Annotated in this window: 15 protein-coding genes; 12 read left to right on the top strand and 3 right to left on the bottom strand. The window is 32.4% G+C overall.

The window, feature by feature from the left end; genetic code table 11:
• The first annotated feature begins 39 nt into the window (after positions 1-39).
• From tpx to SAMSHR1132_RS08150, 3 genes are all read left to right on the top strand, one after another.
• Positions 40-534, top strand: a complete 495-nt coding sequence (tpx, locus tag SAMSHR1132_RS08160) for a thiol peroxidase (RefSeq protein WP_000136263.1) — start codon at positions 40-42, stop codon at positions 532-534.
• A 124-nt stretch (positions 535-658) separates the two neighbouring features.
• On the top strand, positions 659-1,606 hold the full coding sequence (locus SAMSHR1132_RS08155; protein WP_000797042.1) for a class I SAM-dependent methyltransferase: 948 nt from the start codon (positions 659-661) through the stop codon (positions 1,604-1,606).
• A gap of 87 nt (positions 1,607-1,693) precedes the next feature.
• Positions 1,694-2,896, top strand: a complete 1,203-nt coding sequence (locus tag SAMSHR1132_RS08150) for an acetate kinase (RefSeq protein ID WP_000040068.1) — start codon at positions 1,694-1,696, stop codon at positions 2,894-2,896.
• A gap of 278 nt (positions 2,897-3,174) precedes the next feature.
• Here SAMSHR1132_RS08150 and SAMSHR1132_RS08145 read toward each other — a convergent pair whose 3' ends face one another.
• Positions 3,175-3,675 (bottom strand): universal stress protein, encoded by a 501-nt coding sequence (locus SAMSHR1132_RS08145; RefSeq protein ID WP_000634172.1) that lies wholly within the window; start codon positions 3,673-3,675, stop codon positions 3,175-3,177.
• Between the two features lie 140 nt (positions 3,676-3,815).
• Here SAMSHR1132_RS08145 and ald point away from each other — a divergent pair, with 140 nt between their 5' ends.
• Entirely contained in the window at positions 3,816-4,934 is a 1,119-nt protein-coding gene (gene ald, locus SAMSHR1132_RS08140; protein WP_000689991.1) for an alanine dehydrogenase, read from the top strand.
• Positions 4,935-5,145: 211 nt separating this feature from the next.
• Here ald and SAMSHR1132_RS08135 read toward each other — a convergent pair whose 3' ends face one another.
• The gene (locus SAMSHR1132_RS08135) at positions 5,146-6,201 is read right to left on the bottom strand and encodes a M24 family metallopeptidase (protein WP_000182003.1); all 1,056 of its coding nucleotides are present in this window, start codon (positions 6,199-6,201) and stop codon (positions 5,146-5,148) included.
• Positions 6,202-6,375: 174 nt separating this feature from the next.
• Between SAMSHR1132_RS08135 and SAMSHR1132_RS08130 the strand changes: the two genes are divergently transcribed.
• The gene (locus SAMSHR1132_RS08130) at positions 6,376-7,065 is read left to right on the top strand and encodes a metal-dependent hydrolase (RefSeq protein ID WP_000777182.1); all 690 of its coding nucleotides are present in this window, start codon (positions 6,376-6,378) and stop codon (positions 7,063-7,065) included.
• A gap of 267 nt (positions 7,066-7,332) precedes the next feature.
• Here SAMSHR1132_RS08130 and SAMSHR1132_RS08125 read toward each other — a convergent pair whose 3' ends face one another.
• Positions 7,333-7,746 carry a universal stress protein gene (locus SAMSHR1132_RS08125; RefSeq protein WP_000277600.1) on the bottom strand — a complete coding sequence of 138 codons (414 nt, stop codon included), beginning with the start codon at positions 7,744-7,746 and terminating at the stop codon, positions 7,333-7,335.
• Between the two features lie 204 nt (positions 7,747-7,950).
• Here SAMSHR1132_RS08125 and SAMSHR1132_RS08120 point away from each other — a divergent pair, with 204 nt between their 5' ends.
• The 7 genes from SAMSHR1132_RS08120 to pfkA all read left to right on the top strand — a co-directional run bounded on the left by SAMSHR1132_RS08120 (position 7,951) and on the right by pfkA (position 18,668).
• On the top strand, positions 7,951-9,249 hold the full coding sequence (locus SAMSHR1132_RS08120; RefSeq protein WP_000160427.1) for a CBS domain-containing protein: 1,299 nt from the start codon (positions 7,951-7,953) through the stop codon (positions 9,247-9,249).
• A gap of 329 nt (positions 9,250-9,578) precedes the next feature.
• The gene (locus tag SAMSHR1132_RS08115) at positions 9,579-10,520 is read left to right on the top strand and encodes a DHH family phosphoesterase (protein WP_000611141.1); all 942 of its coding nucleotides are present in this window, start codon (positions 9,579-9,581) and stop codon (positions 10,518-10,520) included.
• Between the two features lie 20 nt (positions 10,521-10,540).
• Complete coding sequence (locus SAMSHR1132_RS08110; protein ID WP_000226925.1) at positions 10,541-13,738, top strand: DNA polymerase III subunit alpha; 3,198 nt, start codon at positions 10,541-10,543, stop codon at positions 13,736-13,738.
• 444 nt (positions 13,739-14,182) lie between these two features.
• Positions 14,183-15,412: an NAD(P)-dependent malic enzyme gene (locus SAMSHR1132_RS08105; protein ID WP_000058378.1), complete on the top strand. Its 1,230-nt coding sequence runs from the start codon at positions 14,183-14,185 to the stop codon at positions 15,410-15,412.
• A gap of 198 nt (positions 15,413-15,610) precedes the next feature.
• A complete protein-coding gene (gene accD, locus SAMSHR1132_RS08100) occupies positions 15,611-16,468 on the top strand; it encodes an acetyl-CoA carboxylase, carboxyltransferase subunit beta (protein WP_000471568.1) in 858 nt (285 codons plus the stop codon).
• Positions 16,468-17,412 (top strand): acetyl-CoA carboxylase carboxyltransferase subunit alpha, encoded by a 945-nt coding sequence (locus SAMSHR1132_RS08095; RefSeq protein ID WP_000883654.1) that lies wholly within the window; start codon positions 16,468-16,470, stop codon positions 17,410-17,412. Before accD ends, SAMSHR1132_RS08095 begins: the two co-directional genes overlap by 1 nt.
• 287 nt (positions 17,413-17,699) lie before the next feature.
• Positions 17,700-18,668, top strand: coding sequence for a 6-phosphofructokinase (gene pfkA / locus SAMSHR1132_RS08090; protein WP_000717563.1), 969 nt, complete (start codon positions 17,700-17,702; stop codon positions 18,666-18,668).
• Positions 18,669-18,677 lie beyond the last annotated feature (9 nt).

Genomic DNA, 18,677 nt, shown 5'->3' with positions numbered 1-18,677 from the left:
GATAAGATTAGAACTTTTAATTCGTAGGAGGTCAAAATTATGACTGAAATTACATTCAAAGGTGGTCCAATCCACTTACTAGGGCAACAAATTAATGAAGGTGACATTGCACCTGACTTCACAGTACTAGATAATGATTTAAATCAAGTAACTTTAGCAGATTATGCTGGTAAAAAGAAATTGATTAGTGTAGTACCATCAATTGATACAGGTGTTTGTGATCAACAAACACGTAAATTCAATTCTGAAGCTTCTAAAGAAGACGGTGTTGTATTAACAATTTCAGCTGATTTACCATTCGCACAAAAAAGATGGTGTGCTTCAGCTGGTTTGGACAATGTCATTACATTAAGTGATCACCGTGATTTATCTTTTGGTGAAAACTTTGGTGTTGTTATGCAAGAACTTCGCTTATTAGCTCGTGCAGTGTTTGTATTAGATGCAGACAATAAGGTCGTTTATAAAGAAATTGTAAGTGAAGGTACTGATTTCCCAGACTTTGATTCTGCTTTAGTTGCATACAAAAATATTTAAGCGTTTAAGATAATAATTTTTAAATCTATACTTAGTGTCCATCGATGTCAACAGCATTACAATAGGATTTTTTCTATGCTTGTTACAGACTAATGGGCACTTTTTATTGGAGAGGGACGACGATATGGCAGAAGAACAAACAATTATGGAACGCTTATTTCATACATTAGATGAAAAAGCTAAAGCTTTAAATAATGAAAATGGACAAAGTTTTATTGAAAATCTAGGATTGGCAATGGAACAAGTTTATACGAACGATAGAGAATTATTAGAACAAGCAACATTACAGGATAGACGTAAAGCATTTCAATTTGCATATTTAAGTTTAATGCAAGAAGAAAAGATACAGGCAAATCATCAAATTACACCTGATTCTATTGGGCTAATTTTAGGGTTTTTAGTTGAACGATTCATGAATAATCAACAAGAGTTGCACATCGTTGATATTGCAAGTGGTGCGGGACACCTAAGTGCAACTGTAAATGAAGTGTTACCTGAAATAGCTGTGATGCATCATTTAATTGAAGTTGATCCGGTATTGTCTCGTGTAAGTGTTCATTTAGCTAACTTTTTAGAAATACCTTTTGATGTTTATCCACAAGATGCAATTATGCCTTTACCAATAGAAGAGGCTGATGTTGTGATTGGAGATTTTCCAGTAGGATATTATCCACTTGATGAGCGAAGTAAAGCATTTAAGTTAGGATTTGAAGAAGGCCACAGTTACTCACATTACTTATTAATTGAGCAGGCTATTAATACATTAAAAGATGCTGGATATGCCTTTTTAGTAGTGCCAAGTAATATATTTACAGGTGAACATGTAAAACAGCTTGAAAAATATATTGCAACAGAGACGGAAATGCAAGCATTTTTAAATTTGCCACCAACTTTATTTAAAAATGAAAAAGCACGAAAATCCATATTAATTTTACAAAAGAAAAAGTCGGGTGAAACAAAGCCAGTTGAAGTATTATTAGCGAATATACCTGATTTCAAAAATCCTTCACAATTCCAAGGATTTATGACTGAGTTAAATCAATGGATGGACACAAATCGTCCTAAAAAATAATCTGTAATAGTATAGTCATAAAACTGTATGAATGATAAAATGAAAAATGAAATAGTATAAAAAGCAAACGATGGAGGATCATTACTTATGTCAAAATTAATCTTGGCTATCAACGCTGGTAGTTCATCATTAAAATTTCAATTAATTAGAATGCCCGAAGAGGAATTAGTAACAAAAGGATTAGTAGAAAGAATCGGACTGAAGGATTCAATTTTTACAATCGAAGTAAACGGGGAAAAAGTTAAAACAGTACAAGATATCAAAGACCACGTAGAAGCGGTTGATATCATGTTAGACGCATTTAAAGCACACAATATTATTAATGATATTAATGATATCGATGGAACTGGACACCGTGTTGTTCATGGTGGTGAGAAATTCCCTGAATCAGTAGCTATTACTGATGAAGTCGAAAAAGAAATTGAAGAATTAAGTGAATTAGCACCACTTCACAACCCAGCAAATTTAATGGGTATCCGTGCATTCCGTAAATTATTACCAAATATCCCTCATGTGGCAATTTTTGATACAGCATTCCATCAAACTATGCCTGAAAAAGCATATTTATATAGCTTGCCATATCATTATTATAAAGATTATGGTATTCGTAAGTATGGTTTCCATGGTACAAGTCATAAATTTGTATCACAAAGAGCAGCTGAATTGTTAGAAAAACCTATTGAAGATTTACGTATCATTTCTTGTCATATCGGTAATGGCGCATCTATTGCAGCAATTGACGGTGGTAAATCTATTGATACATCAATGGGCTTCACACCACTTGCAGGTGTAACAATGGGTACACGTTCTGGTAATATTGACCCAGCCTTAATTCCGTTCATTATGGAAAAAACAGGTAAAACAGCTGAACAAGTATTAGAAATTTTAAATAAAGAATCTGGTTTATTAGGTTTATCAGGTACTTCTAGTGATTTACGTGACTTATCTGAAGAGGCTGAATCTGGTAAAGCACGTTCACAAATGGCTTTAGATGTATTTGCTTCTAAAATTCACAAATACATTGGTTCATATGCAGCAAGAATGCACGGTGTAGATGTTATCGTATTTACTGCAGGGATTGGCGAAAACTCTGTAGAAATTCGTGCGAAAGTTCTTGAAGGCTTAGAATTCATGGGCGTATACTGGGATCCTAAGAAAAACGAAAACTTACAACGTGGTAAAGAAGGATTTATCAACTATCCTCATTCACCTGTTAAAGTTGTCGTTATTCCAACAGATGAAGAAAGTATGATTGCTCGTGATGTTATGACATTCGGTGGTTTGAAATAATTTTAAAATAAAAAATAAGCGCTTATCTCCTATAAAATGATATAGGTGATAAGCGTTTTTTTGGATGTCCGGAAACTAAAGATAGTCATAATTAAAATATTTTTAAATGTACTTGTTAAAATTAATATTTTAAGCACGTAAAAGTGGAGAATATTTTTGAAATGTTTCAACTTCGATAAAAAAGAACCAAGTGCTATGAAACTTGCACCTGGTTCAAGTTGATTAAATAGTTATTGTGTGGTTATGTTACATTGAATACACTATATAATCAGTTATATTTAGTTTTGATATTTTTCACGTAGTTGTGTTGTTGCAACTTGTGGTTCAAAGTCTGCAGGTAATTCTTCAGTACGTACAACTAAAACATCACAAGGTGCATGTCGTACGATTGATTCAGATACAGAACCAACAATAAATCTTTCAACAGCATTTAAACCTGATGTACCACTCATAATTAAGTCTGCATTAATTTCATGTGCAAGCTTTTTAGGAATGATAGATTTAGGAGAACCAAACTCTAGACGTGTTTCTACATCTTTAACACCAGCGTTAGTTGCTACTTCTTTATAACCATTTAATAATTCTTCTGCAAAATGCTTAGATTTCTCAGTAAATTGAGCATCATAAACTTCATATGAAGAATATGTTCTTGAATCAATTACATTGACAATTGTTAACTTCGCATCGTTACGTTTAGCAACACCAACTGCTCTGTTAAATGCCCATTCAGCTTCATGTGAACCGTCAACTGCGATTAAAATATTTTTGTAAGTAATCATAGTAAGTGCCTCCTTGTTCTTTCTTACTTTTATTTTACCACAATTTTCGGAAAAGTCAGTGTAATAACCTTTACAATTTTGTGGATTTTTGTTTGCGCTTTCAAAATGTTCGCGTTAAGATGATTATGGAGGTGGATGGTATGAAAATTGGTATACCAAGGGAGATTAAAAATAATGAAAATCGAGTAGGTTTGTCACCAAGTGGTGTGCATGCTTTAGTTGAAAGTGGGCATACAGTATTGGTTGAAACGAATGCCGGTGCAGGATCATTCTTTGAAGATATAGATTACAAAGAAGCAGGTGCTGAAATCGTAGCAGAACAATCGAAAGTTTGGGATGTGGATATGGTTATTAAGGTGAAAGAACCACTAGAATCAGAGTATCCATATTTTAAAGAAGGGCTTGTGTTATTCACTTATCTTCATTTAGCTAATGAAGAGGCATTAACGCAGGCGCTAATTGATAAAAAGGTAATTAGTATTGCATATGAAACAGTACAATTGCCAGATCGCTCTTTACCATTATTATCGCCAATGAGTGAAGTTGCCGGTAGAATGTCAGCGCAAGTTGGTGCAGAATTTTTACAAAAACTTAATGGTGGCATGGGGATTTTACTTGGTGGTGTCCCAGGCGTTCCAAAAGGTAAAGTGACTATTATTGGCGGCGGTCAAGCTGGTACAAATGCAGCTAAAATTGCACTAGGACTAGGTGCAGATGTTACAATTTTAGATGTTAATCCAAAGCGATTACAACAATTAGATGATTTATTTGATGGTCGCGTACATACGATTATGTCTAATCCATTGAATATTGAATTATATGTAAAAGATAGTGATTTAGTAATAGGTGCGGTGTTAATTCCAGGTGCCAAAGCACCACGTCTTGTAACTGAAGATATGATTAAACAAATGAAAAATGGTTCAGTCGTCATCGATATTGCAATAGATCAAGGTGGCATTTTTGAAACGACTGATAAAATTACAACTCACGATGATCCAACATACATTAAACATGGTGTAGTTCATTATGCAGTTGCGAATATGCCTGGCGCTGTACCACGTACTTCAACATTAGCTTTAAACAATGCAACATTACCATATGCTTTAATGTTAGCTAATAAAGGTTTCAGAGAAGCATTTAAATCAAATCAACCTTTATCATTAGGCTTAAATACTTACAAAGGTTATGTAACAAATAAAGGTGTTGCAGAGGCTTTTGGTATAGCGTATAAAACTGTTGATGAAGCATTACGATTATAAATATGATTCAATGAAAAGGGAATGTGTCTCTAGTATTCAAAGAATGACGCCTGAATCTCCTTGGTAATTGAATAATGATAAATTAAAAGCTAGAAACAATCGGCAAATGAACTTAGGGTGCGTTTTTATATGTCATATAGACAGCATCATTGAATTCTTTACGTCAGTTTCTAGCTTTTTTCTTAAACTAATTAGAAGTAAATATAGAAGATTATTTATCGTATTTTGTTAATACTTCATAACCATTTTCAGTCACAAGAATATCGTCTTCGATACGGACACCTGCAACATTTGGGACATAAATACCAGGTTCAATTGTAATAACCATGCCTGCCTCTAATAAGTTGGTATTTGTACTTGATACATCTTGGTATTCATGTTCTTGTAAACCTAGACCATGACCTAGGCGATGTGGGAAATAGTCGCCATAACCATTTTTTGAAATGATATTTCTTGCAATGTGATCAATATCTTTTAAGGCGATACCTGGTTTAATAGCTTTTATGGCAGAGGTTTCTGCTTCTAAAACAATGTTATAAATATTTTGTGCTTCTTGACTTGGTTCGCCGAATTTAACCGTACGAGTCATATCGCTACAATAGTGTTCGTAAATTACTCCTAAATCAAATAATACATACTCATTTTGTTGCAATTTACGGTTTCCAGGTGTGCCATGAGGTGATGCTGCATGATCGCCAAATAGAACCATAGTATCGAAACTCATTTCATTTACACCATATTGCTTAATCGTTTGTTCAATATGGTTTACAACTTCGCGTTCAGTGACGCCTTCTTTCAAATAAGATACTCCAATTTCGATGCATTTATCTGCTAACTCAGCAGCTTTACGAATTTTTTCAATTTCATCCTCAGATTTAATATTTCTCAAATGTTTAATCGTTAAATCAATATCTCCGAATGAAGCAACATTAAAACCAGAGATTAATTGTTTTTGACGCGCAACTGTTAAATGTTCGCTTTCTATAAGCAATTTATTAATTGTTTGTGGATAAAGTGAAAAAGGATTTTCAGTGTCTAAATATCCGACAATTTCACCTTTAAATGGTGAAGCTTTTACTTCTTCGACTTCCATTTTAGGACAGAACAATACTTGTGTACCGTCTTTTTTAATCAATAATGCAAATAATCTTTCATGTGGTTCACTGCGATAACCTGTAAAATAAAATACATTCAGAGGCGTCGTAATCCATGCTGCATCAGCATGTTGATTGTTTAATTCGTCGATAATTTTTGATATATTTGTCATTTTATAAACACTCCTCAACATGATATTACTTTTATTCTATGCCAATTTTTTTCATATTTCAAAATCAAGGTGTATCAATTTAGATAATTTCAATTTTTAAAATTAAAGAATTTGTTATAATGAAGGAGCAAAAGGGTACTAAAATCATATACAAATTGATAGGAGGATACTCAAATGAAGTTATCATTTCATGGTCAATCAACGATTTATTTTGAAGGGAACGGCAAAAAAGTCATAGTTGATCCTTTTATTTCGAACAATCCGAAATGCGATTTAGACATTGAAACACTACAACTTGATTACATTTTATTAACACACGGGCACTTTGACCACTTTGGCGATGTTGTTGAATTGGCAAAGAAAACTGGAGCTACTGTAGTTGGAAGTGCAGAAATGGCAGATTACCTTTCTTCATATCATGGGGTTGAAAACGTACATGGTATGAACATTGGAGGTAAAGCAAATTTTGACTTTGGCAGTGTTAAGTTTGTTCAAGCATTTCATAGTTCAAGTTTTACGCATGAAAATGGTATTCCAGTTTATTTAGGTATGCCGATGGGAATTGTTTTAGAAGTAGAAGGAAAAACGATTTATCATACTGGTGATACTGGTCTGTTTAGTGATATGTCATTAATAGCAAAACGTCATCCTGTCGATGTATGTTTTGTACCAATTGGAGACAATTTTACGATGGGAATTGATGACGCGAGTTATGCAATTAATGAATTTATTAAGCCAAAAATTTCTGTGCCGATTCATTATGATACATTCCCGTTAATTGAACAAGATCCACAACAATTTAAAGATGCCGTTAATGTAGGGGACGTGCAAATTTTAAAACCAGGTGAAGCTGTTCAGTTTTAAAACGAAATTTAAAAAACGTTAAATTAAAACCAACACTTGTTAATGTATGTATACGATTTGGATACATGATATTAACAAGTGTTTTTATTTTTCTTATTTAATTCGATATCATTATTGTTTAGTGATTTTAGATAAATGAATTATAAGAAAGTAACAATTTTTGGAAAATAAAAATCCAGAATCATCATGCTTAACATTTACTAAAGCGATTCGAATTTTTGAGGCAATAGTTTAACGTTAAGTTGTAAATGATTCTGGATTAAATGATTATTTAACAATTAATACAGGGATAGTCGCACGTTTTGCTACTTTATGGCTGACACTTCCAAGCACAAATTTTTTCTTGTCTTCTGCTTTACGGTTACTTAAAACAACAATTTCATATTTACCGCTATTCGCATGTTTTAAAAGTTCTTCCTTAGCATTTCCACGAACAATAATTTGGTCATAATCAATGCCATAATCTTCTAAAGCTTTACGTGTTTTTTCTAATCTTTTGCTTCGGTCTTCAGTTAGTTTGTTTAAATGTACACCAGCTTTGATTGATGCTTGTGCATCTTGTTCGCTAATTGCATTTAAAATTGTGACTACTGTACCTTCGCCGGCTAATTTAGACACTTCTTTTAGTGCTTTTTCATTTTTAAGTTGAGTGTCTACACCAAGTAATATATTTTTATACATTAGTACATCCCTCCTCACTTACATTCTAATAAATAATAATGGATTTTTCCATTTAAAATTAAAGATTTTACTATCTTTGTCTAAGTTATTTAATTTAAAAAAATAAAATAGCTTAAACATTGATTTATTCATTTCACTTCAATGCTTTTTATTGAAAATAAAGTTATAATGTAGTTAATACTGTTCCAAAAGAAGAGGTTAAGAATGACAAAACATGAACAAATTTTAGATTATATTGAATCGTTATCTATAGGTTCTAAAATTTCGGTACGCAAAATTGCCAAATTTTTGAATGTATCTGAAGGAACGGCTTATCGAGCAATTAAAGATGCAGATAAAATGGGAATGGTTGCAACGATAGATCGTGTTGGTACAGTTCGTATAGAAAAGCGAAATCGAAATGAAATTGAACACTTAACATTTAATGAAATTGTAAATATTATTGATGGCCAAATTTTAGGTGGCAATAAAGGTATCACAAAAATGGTATCAAAATTTGCAATTGGCGCAATGGAACTAAAAGATATTTTAAAATATATTGGGCCGAAAACATTATTGATAGTAGGGAATCGTGAAGATGTACAAATTGAAGCTTTAAAAAGAGGCACTGCTATATTAATAACTGGTGGATTTAAACCTTCTAGTAAAGTTATTAATTTTGCAAATGAACATGATTTGCCTGTTTTATCTTCAAGTTATGATACTTTTTTAGTTGCAAATATCATTAATAAAGCACTGTATAATCAAAAAATACGAAAAGATATCTTAATTGTACAAGATATCATGACACCTTTGGATGAATTGTCCGTATTATTTGATACGATGAAAATAGCAGATTATAAGAAGATGGCAAACCGTACAGGACATACAAGATTTCCTGTTGTTAATGAATCATACAAATTAGTTGGTATTGTGACTAGTCGAGAAATGATAAATACCAAAGATGACGATGATATAGATAAAGTGATGACGCGTAATCCGATTTATGTAAATGCATTAAGCACAGTTGCTAGTTGTGCGCATATGATGATTTGGGAAGGTATCGAATTAATTCCTGTAGTTTCAAGTAATAAAAAGACAGTTGGTGTAATCAACAGACAAGATGTGTTAAAGTCTATGCAACTACTAGGAAGACAACCACAAATGGGCGAAACAATTAATGACCAAATTGCTAAGTATATAACAATGAATCAAGAAGGAATTACTGTTGAAGTTTCACCACTTTTAATAAACCATTATGGAACAGTAAGTAAAGCTGCATTTGTAAGTATTATCGAAGAAACAATACAATATGAAATGCGTAAATATAAAAAAGGTAATGTAATGATTGAAAACCTAAATATTGTATATATAAAAACAGTACCAATAGAATCACATATCACCGTAGATTTCGGAATACTAGACGTAGGAAGAAACTTCGCCAAAATAGAAGTAACTATGCATAGCCACAACGACAAAGTAGCTAGCGCCCTAGTTATTTGCCAAATGTTCGAGGAAATGTAGGGCGGGGCTCAACAAAGAAAAATTATCGAAAGTAAAATTTTGTGAAAACGTACCGGTTGGCGGAGCATATCCATAGATTCATTATTGAAAGATAATTTTCACACAAATGTGTAGGTTGATGGAGCATCACCATAGAATTATGCGTATGTAAGAAGTAATATGGAAAGTTATTGAGAATAAATTTACAACAATAAAAAATAAATGAAACGTATATTGAAAGTAAGTAACATGAAATATAAATCGGGCAGCGGTTTATGATTTTTTATAAAAATAAATGATTCGTATTCCGCATCCTGCGAATTAACTTTTCTAAAAAAGGGAGAATGAAAATGATTAATACAATGAATGAAATTATGAAATGTGTCGAAGAAAAAGACACGATTATTATACACAGACATGTTAGGCCTGATCCTGATGCATACGGATCACAATTGGGCTTGAAATACTATTTACAACAAAAATTTCCAGAAAAACATGTTTATGCTGTAGGTGAGCCAGAACCATCATTAAGTTTTATCGGTCAATTAGATATAGTTGATGATTCAACATATCAAGAAGCATTAGTTATTGTTTGTGATACTGCTAACGCACCACGCATAGACGATAATCGTTATGAATTAGGCAGTAAATTGATAAAAATTGACCACCACCCAGCCGTAGACCAATATGGTGATATTAACTATGTTAATACAGATGCTTCATCAACGAGTGAAATTATTTGTGATATAATTTCGCATTTTAATGACGATGCTATCATTAATAAAGATATTGCCAGTGTATTATATCTTGGAATTGTTGGAGATACAGGACGTTTCTTATTTAATAATACTTCAGAACATACAATGGAAATTGCAGGTAAATTAATTAGTCATAACATTGATCATAATGCTTTATTAAATAAAATGATGGAAAAAGATCCGAAAATGTTGCCATTCCAAGGTTATGTTTTACAACATTTTGAATTAATGTCAGATGGTTTTTGTCAAGTTAAAATTACGCAAGAAGTATTAGAAGAATTTGGGATTCAGCCAAATGAGGCATCTCAGTTTGTTAATACAATAGCTGATATTAAAGGTTTGAAAATTTGGGTATTTGCAGTCGATGAAGGCACTGAAATTAGATGTCGATTACGTTCAAAAGGTCAGTTAGTTATCAATGATATAGCTCAAGATTTTGGTGGTGGGGGGCATCCAAATGCTTCCGGTGTTTCAGTAAATAATTGGGACGAGTTTGAGCAATTAGCCAAAGCTTTACGTGCAAAAATTAATTAACAGAAAGGAGCCATTCAATCATGGTGGCATATTTAAATATTCATACGGCGTATGATTTATTAAATTCAAGTTTAAAAATAGAAGATGCCGTTCGACTTGCTGTGTCTGAAAATGTTGATGCACTCGCCATAACTGACACCAATGTATTGTATGGTTTTCCTAAATTTTATGATGCATGCATTGCAAATAATATCAAACCTATTTTTGGTATGACATTGTATGTGACGAACGGCTTAAATACTGTAGAAACAGTTGTTTTAGCTAAAAACAATAGCGGTTTAAAAGATTTATATCAACTTTCATCAGAAATTAAAATAAATACAATTGATAATGTACCTTTTGAATTGCTACAACGATTTTCAGATAATATGGTAATTATTTTTAAAAATGTTAATGAAGAACATCGTGATATCATTGAAGTTTTTGAGTCACACGATGATACTTATTTAGATCATAAAAGTTTACCGTTGAATAATAAAAAGCATGTGTGGATACAAGATATTTGTTATCAAGCTCCACAAGATGCAGATACAATTTCTGCATTAGCAGCTATTAGAGATAACACAAAGTTAGATTTAATTCATGACCAAGAAGATTTTGGCATGCATTTTATAACTGAAAATGAAATTCAACAACAAAATATTAATCAAAAATACTTAATTCAAGCTGATAGCATCGCGCAAAAATGTGAAGCTGAATTAAATTATCATCAATCTTTACTTCCGCAATATCAAACGCCGAATAACGAGCCAGCTAAAAATTATTTGTGGCGGATTTTAGTCGAGAGATTAAATAAACTAGAGCTTAACAATGCAAAGTATCAAGAAAGACTGAAATACGAGTATAAAGTCATTACGAATATGGGATTCGAAGATTATTTCTTAATCGTTAGTGATTTAATCCATTTTGCAAAGACGAATGATGTAATGGTTGGACCTGGTCGTGGTTCATCAGCCGGTTCACTTGTAAGTTATTTATTAGGTATCACTACAATCGATCCAATAAAGTTCAACCTTTTATTTGAACGTTTTTTAAATCCCGAACGTGTAACAATGCCTGATATTGATATCGATTTTGAAGACACCCGTCGTGAAAAAGTGATTCAATATGTGCAACAAAAATATGGTGAACTACATGTATCTGGAATAGTGACATTCGGGCACTTGTTAGCTAGAGCAGTTGCAAGAGATGTTGGTAGAATTATGGGGTTTGATGAAATCACACTAAATGAAATTTCAAGCTTGATTCCTCATAAATTGGGAATCACACTAAATGAAGCTTATCAAATTGAAGATTTCAAAAAGTTTGTACATCGTAATCATCGACATGAAAAATGGTTTGATATTTGTAAAAAATTAGAAGGGCTCCCAAGGCATACTTCAACGCATGCAGCCGGTATTATTATTAATGATCATCCATTATATGATTATGCGCCTCTAACAAAAGGAGATACAGGGTTACTAACGCAATGGACGATGACTGAAGCTGAGCGAATTGGACTTTTGAAGATTGATTTTTTAGGTTTGCGTAACTTATCTATTATTCATCAAATTATGTCACAAGTTAAAAAAGATTTAGGCATTCAAATTGATATCGAAAAAATTCCTTTTGATGATAAAAAAGTATTTGAATTATTATCGCAAGGTGATACGACTGGTATATTCCAATTAGAATCTGATGGCGTAAGAAGTGTATTAAAAAAATTAAACCCAGAACATTTTGAAGATATTGTGGCTGTAACATCGTTATATAGACCTGGTCCTATGGAAGAAATTCCAACGTATATCACTCGAAGACATGATCCAAATAAAGTTCAATATTTACATCCGGATTTAGAACCAATTTTAAAAAATACTTATGGTGTTATCATATATCAAGAACAAATTATGCAAATTGCGAGTACGTTTGCGAATTTTAGCTATGGTGAAGCGGATATTTTGAGACGAGCGATGAGTAAGAAAAATAGAGCAGTACTTGAAAGTGAACGTCAGCATTTTATCGAAGGTGCGAAAGAAAATGGTTATCAAGAAAATATTAGCAAACAAATTTTCGATTTAATTTTAAAATTTGCTGACTATGGTTTTCCAAGAGCACATGCTGTTAGCTATTCTAAAATTGCTTATATTATGAGTTATCTGAAAGTGCATTTTCCTAATTATTTTTATGCCAATATTTTAAGTAATGTAATTGGAAGTGAAAAGAAAACGGCACAAATGATTGATGAAGCTAAAAAACAAGGTATATCGATATTGCCACCGAACATAAATGAAAGTCATTGGTTTTATAAACCATCGAAAGACGGGATTTATTTATCAATAGGCACAATTAAAGGTGTCGGTTATCAAAGCGTAAAAGTCATTGTAGATGAACGATATCAAAATGGTAAATTTAAAGATTTCTTTGATTTTGCTAGAAGAATACCAAAGCGTGTAAAGACTAGAAAGTTACTTGAAGCGCTCATACTAGTCGGTGCATTTGATGTGTTTGGTAAAACTCGTGCAACTTTATTACAAAGTATTGATCAAGTACTCGATAGTGATTTAAATCTTGATCAAGATGGATTTCTATTCGATATGTTAACGCCTAAACAAACATATGAAGAAAAGGAAGAGCTATCTGATACACTTATTAGTCAATATGAGAAAGAATACTTAGGATTTTATGTATCACAGCATCCAGTTGACAAAAAGTTTGAAGCAAAACAGTACCTTTCTATTTACAAATTGACGAATGCACAAAATAACAAACCAATCTTAGTTCAATTTGACAAAATTAAGCAAATACGGACTAAAAACGGGCAAAATATGGCATTTGTCACTTTAAATGATGGTATCTCTACTTTAGATGGCGTCATGTTTCCTGATCAATATAAAAAATTTGAACATATACTGTCACAAAATGAAATGTTTATAGTTAGTGGCAAATTCGATATAAGAAGGCAACAAAGACAATTAATTATAAATAATTTACAAACATTGATGGCTTTTGAAGAACAAAAAATAGCTAATGCAAATCAAATTATTATTCGAAATAAAGAGAACATACAAAAATTTGATGAAATGATTATGCAATCGAAAAAAGATCCAGATGAAATTGCGCTATATTTTTATGATGAAACAACAAAACAAATGACTGCAATTGGATATATAAATCAAAAAAGTGATATGCTTAATAATTTCATACAATCCTTTAACCCTGCGGATATTAGGCTTATTTAACTTTTATCAACTAATAAATTATGATATAGTAAACTGATGGTTAGATATTTATTAACCATCAGTTTACGTTTATATTTGTTTTTTATGCTTATTATTTTTATGTGTTTTCTTTATCGATAAAGACGTATTCATAAGAATAATTAGCACAAAAAGCAGTATACATAACTTAAGTAAAGTATTTTGTCGATATATCGTACGAAAAAAATTGATTTTCAAGTATTTTGAAATTTATTATCTATTATAATAAATAAAGGTATTTCTTAATTAGTGAGGATTTCTTTGCCTTTAATAATATTTTATGAGAATCACTTATTTTTAATTGTGCTAAAAATTTAAGACATAAATTCTTTCTTAAACGGATTTACCCAATTTTTTACTTTTATGATGTAATGCGTTTTAACCAAATTGTTTTTACAAATAAATATTGAAATAGGGGCTGATTTCATGTCATTAAGAGATGAAGCATTGGAAATGCACAAACGTAATCAAGGTAAATTAGAAGTTAAACCAAATGTTAAGGTTACAAATAAAGAGGAATTAAGTTTAGCATACTCACCTGGTGTTGCTGAACCATGTAAAGATATTTATGAAGATAAAAGAAAAGTTTATGATTACACGATAAAAGGCAACACTGTTGCTGTAATCACTGACGGAACTGCTGTATTAGGCTTGGGTAATATTGGACCTGAAGCTAGTATTCCTGTTATGGAAGGAAAAGCTGTATTATTTAAAAGTTTTGCTGGTATTAATGGTGTACCTATTGCATTAGCAACAACTGATACTGAGGAAATTATTAAAACAGTTAAACTTTTAGAACCAAATTATGGTGGAATTAACCTAGAAGATATTTCTGCACCACGTTGCTTTGAAATCGAAGAACGACTTAAAAAAGAAACTAACATTCCAGTTTTTCATGATGATCAACACGGAACGGCTATTGTAACAATGGCTGGTTTAGTAAATGCTTTAAGAGTTGTAAATAAAGATTTAGCTAAAATAAAAGTCGTACTTAATGGTGCAGGGGCAGCAGGTATTGCTATCGTTAAATTATTATATGCATATGGTGTTAGAAATATGGTTATGTGTGATTCAAGAGGGGCAATTTTCGAAGGGCGCTCATACGGTATGAATCCTACAAAAGATGTTGTAGCAAAATGGACTAATAAAGATAAAATTGAAGGTTCTTTAGAAGAAGTAGTAAAGGATGCTGATGTATTTATTGGAGTATCTGTTGCTAATGCATTGTCACAAGATATGGTTAAAACCATGGCAGATAATCCGATTATTTTTGCAATGGCTAATCCAAATCCTGAAATTACACCTGACGATGCAAAAGCTGCTGGTGCTTGTGTTGTTGGAACAGGACGTTCAGATTATCCAAACCAAATTAATAATGTACTAGCATTTCCTGGTATTTTTAGAGGGGCTTTAGAAGTTGAAGCAACTCACATTAATGAAGAAATGAAAAAAGCAGCAGTAGAAGCAATCGCTGATTTAATAAATAGTGATGAATTAAATGCAGATTATTGTATTCCAGGACCATTTGATAAACGTGTTGCACCATCTGTTGCACGTAATGTTGCGAAAGCAGCAATGGAGTCTGGTGTAGCTAGAATTGAAGTTGATCCACAAGATGTGTATGATAAAACAATGAAACTGACAGATTTACAATAAAATTTTAAAAGTTTAATTGTATGTGATTGCATAAAAATGAGCAATAAAGAGTCATTAAAGTGATGAAAATGAAAGTTTATGATAAACATTCAATAATTAATCGAATATAAATCAAATAAATTTCAACCCGTTTTTAACTGGTCAAGTTCAGTTTAAGGCTCTAAATGGTTAGAACAGAGGTTATTTGGAGGTTTTCCTATGTTTAAAGATTTTTTTAATCGAACAAAGAAAAAGAAATATCTTACAGTGCAAGACTCTAAAAATAATGATGTACCTGCAGGCATTATGACTAAGTGTCCGAAATGTAAGAAGATTATGTACACAAAAGAATTAGCTGAAAATTTAAATGTGTGCTTTAATTGTGATCATCATATTGCTCTAACAGCATATAAACGTATTGAAGCAATTTCTGATGAAGGATCATTTACAGAATTCGATAAGGGAATGACCTCTGCGAATCCATTAGATTTTCCAAGTTATTTAGAAAAAATTGAAAAAGACCAACAAAAGACAGGTCTTAAAGAAGCTGTAGTTACTGGGACAGCAGAATTAGAAGGTATGAAATATGGCGTTGCTGTCATGGATTCTCGTTTTAGAATGGGAAGTATGGGATCAGTAATTGGCGAAAAAATTTGTCGAATTATTGATTACTGTACGGAGCATCGTTTGCCGTTTATACTATTTTCTGCAAGTGGTGGTGCGCGTATGCAAGAAGGGATTATTTCGTTAATGCAAATGGGTAAAACGAGTGTTTCTTTAAAACGTCATTCAGATGCCGGCTTACTTTATATTTCATATTTAACGCATCCAACAACTGGTGGTGTATCAGCAAGCTTTGCATCAGTTGGTGATATTAACTTAAGTGAGCCTAAGGCATTAATTGGTTTCGCAGGTCGTCGTGTTATTGAACAAACAATTAATGAAAAATTACCTGATGATTTCCAAACGGCAGAATTTTTATTAGAGCATGGACAATTAGATAAAGTTGTACATCGTAAAGAAATGCGTCAAACATTATCTGAAATTCTAAAAATCCATCAAGAGGTGACTAAATAATGTTAGATTTTGAAAAACCACTTTTTGAAATTCGAAATAAAATTGAATCATTAAAAGAATCTCAAGATAAAAATGATGTGGATTTACAAGAAGAAATTGACATGCTTGAAGCGTCATTAGAAAGAGAGACGAAAAAAGTTTATACAAACTTAAAACCTTGGGATCGTGTGCAAATTGCACGCCTACAAGAAAGACCGACGTCTTTAGATTATATTCCTTATATTTTTGATTCGTTTATGGAGCTTCATGGTGATCGTAACTTTAGAGATGATCCAGCTATGATTGGTGGTATCGGCTTTTTAAATGGTCGTGCCGTTACAGTGATTGGGCAACAACGTGGTAAAGATACTAAAGATAATATTTATCGCAACTTTGGTATGGCTCATCCTGAAGGTTATCGAAAAGCATTACGTTTAATGAAACAAGCCGAGAAGTTCAATCGACCAATTTTTACATTTATAGATACCAAAGGTGCATACCCTGGTAAAGCTGCTGAAGAGCGTGGACAAAGTGAGTCTATTGCAACAAATTTAATTGAAATGGCTTCTCTAAAAGTGCCAGTTATTGCTGTTGTCATTGGTGAAGGTGGTAGTGGAGGCGCACTAGGCATCGGAATTGCTAATAAAGTATTGATGCTTGAAAATAGTACATACTCTGTAATTTCTCCAGAAGGCGCAGCTGCGTTATTATGGAAAGATAGCAATTTAGCCAAAATTGCAGCTGAAACGATGAAAATCACTGCACATGATATTAAGCAACTTGGTATCATTGATGATGTTATTTCTGAGCCATTAGGCGGTGCACATAAAGATATTGAAAAACAAGCATTAGCAATTAAAACTGCATTTGTAGAACAATTAGATTCGCTTGAAAAATTGACTCGTGATGAAATTGCTAATGATCGGTTTGAAAAATTCCGAAATATTGGTTCTTATATTGAATAATAAGGAGCACATATTTGGCATTATTATTTATTATAGTGCTAATTAAATTGAATTATTGAGTATCAAAATGAAGTTTTGGTAATATACATTATAATAAACCTATACTTTATTTTCATTAAGATTAGTAGTCAAAATTGTGGCTATTAATCTTTTTTTAATTAAGTTAAAATAAAATTCATTATTTAAAACGTTTACATCAATTCAATACATTAGTTTTGATGGAATGACATATGAATTTGTGGTAATTTAGAGTTAAAGATAAATCAGTTATAGAAAGGTATGTCGTCATGAAGAAAATTGCAGTTTTAACAAGTGGTGGAGATTCACCTGGAATGAATGCTGCCGTAAGAGCAGTTGTTCGTACAGCAATTTACAACGAAATTGAAGTTTATGGTGTGTATCATGGTTATCAAGGATTGTTAAATGATGATATCCATAAGCTTGAATTAGGTTCAGTTGGGGATACGATTCAACGTGGAGGTACATTCTTGTATTCAGCAAGGTGTCCAGAGTTTAAAGAACAAGAAGTACGTAAAGTTGCTATTGAAAACTTACGTAAAAGAGGCATTGAAGGACTTGTAGTTATTGGTGGAGACGGTAGTTATCGAGGAGCGCAACGCATTAGTGAAGAATGCAAAGAAATTCAAACTATCGGTATTCCTGGTACGATTGACAATGATATCAATGGTACTGATTTTACAATTGGATTCGACACAGCATTAAACACAATTATTGGTTTAGTAGATAAAATTAGAGACACTGCATCAAGTCATGCTCGAACGTTTATCATTGAAGCTATGGGACGTGATTGTGGAGACTTAGCATTGTGGGCTGGATTATCAGTAGGTGCTGAAACAATTGTAGTACCAGAAGTGAAAACAGATATTAAAGAAATAGCTGATAAAATTGAACAAGGTATTAAACGCGGTAAAAAACACTCAATCGTTCTTGTAGCTGAAGGATGTATGACAGCGCAAGAGTGCCAAAAAGAATTATCAGAATACATTAATGTCGATAATAGAGTTTCTGTTTTAGGTCACGTTCAACGTGGTGGTAGTCCGACAGGTGCGGATAGAGTATTAGCATCACGTTTAGGTGGTTTTGCTGTAGACTTATTAATGGAAGGTGAAACAGCTAAAGGTGTCGGTATTAAAAATAATAAAATAGTAGCGACATCATTTGATGAAATTTTCGATGGTAAAGACCATAAATTTGATTATAGCCTATACGAACTTGCTAACAAGTTATCTATATAAGATTTCAGG

Source organism: Staphylococcus argenteus, from assembly GCF_000236925.1.
GTDB classification, from domain to species: Bacteria; Bacillota; Bacilli; order Staphylococcales; family Staphylococcaceae; genus Staphylococcus; species Staphylococcus argenteus.
Note: the sequence above shows the minus strand (reverse complement) of the source record. Positions and strands in the feature narration are given on the sequence as shown.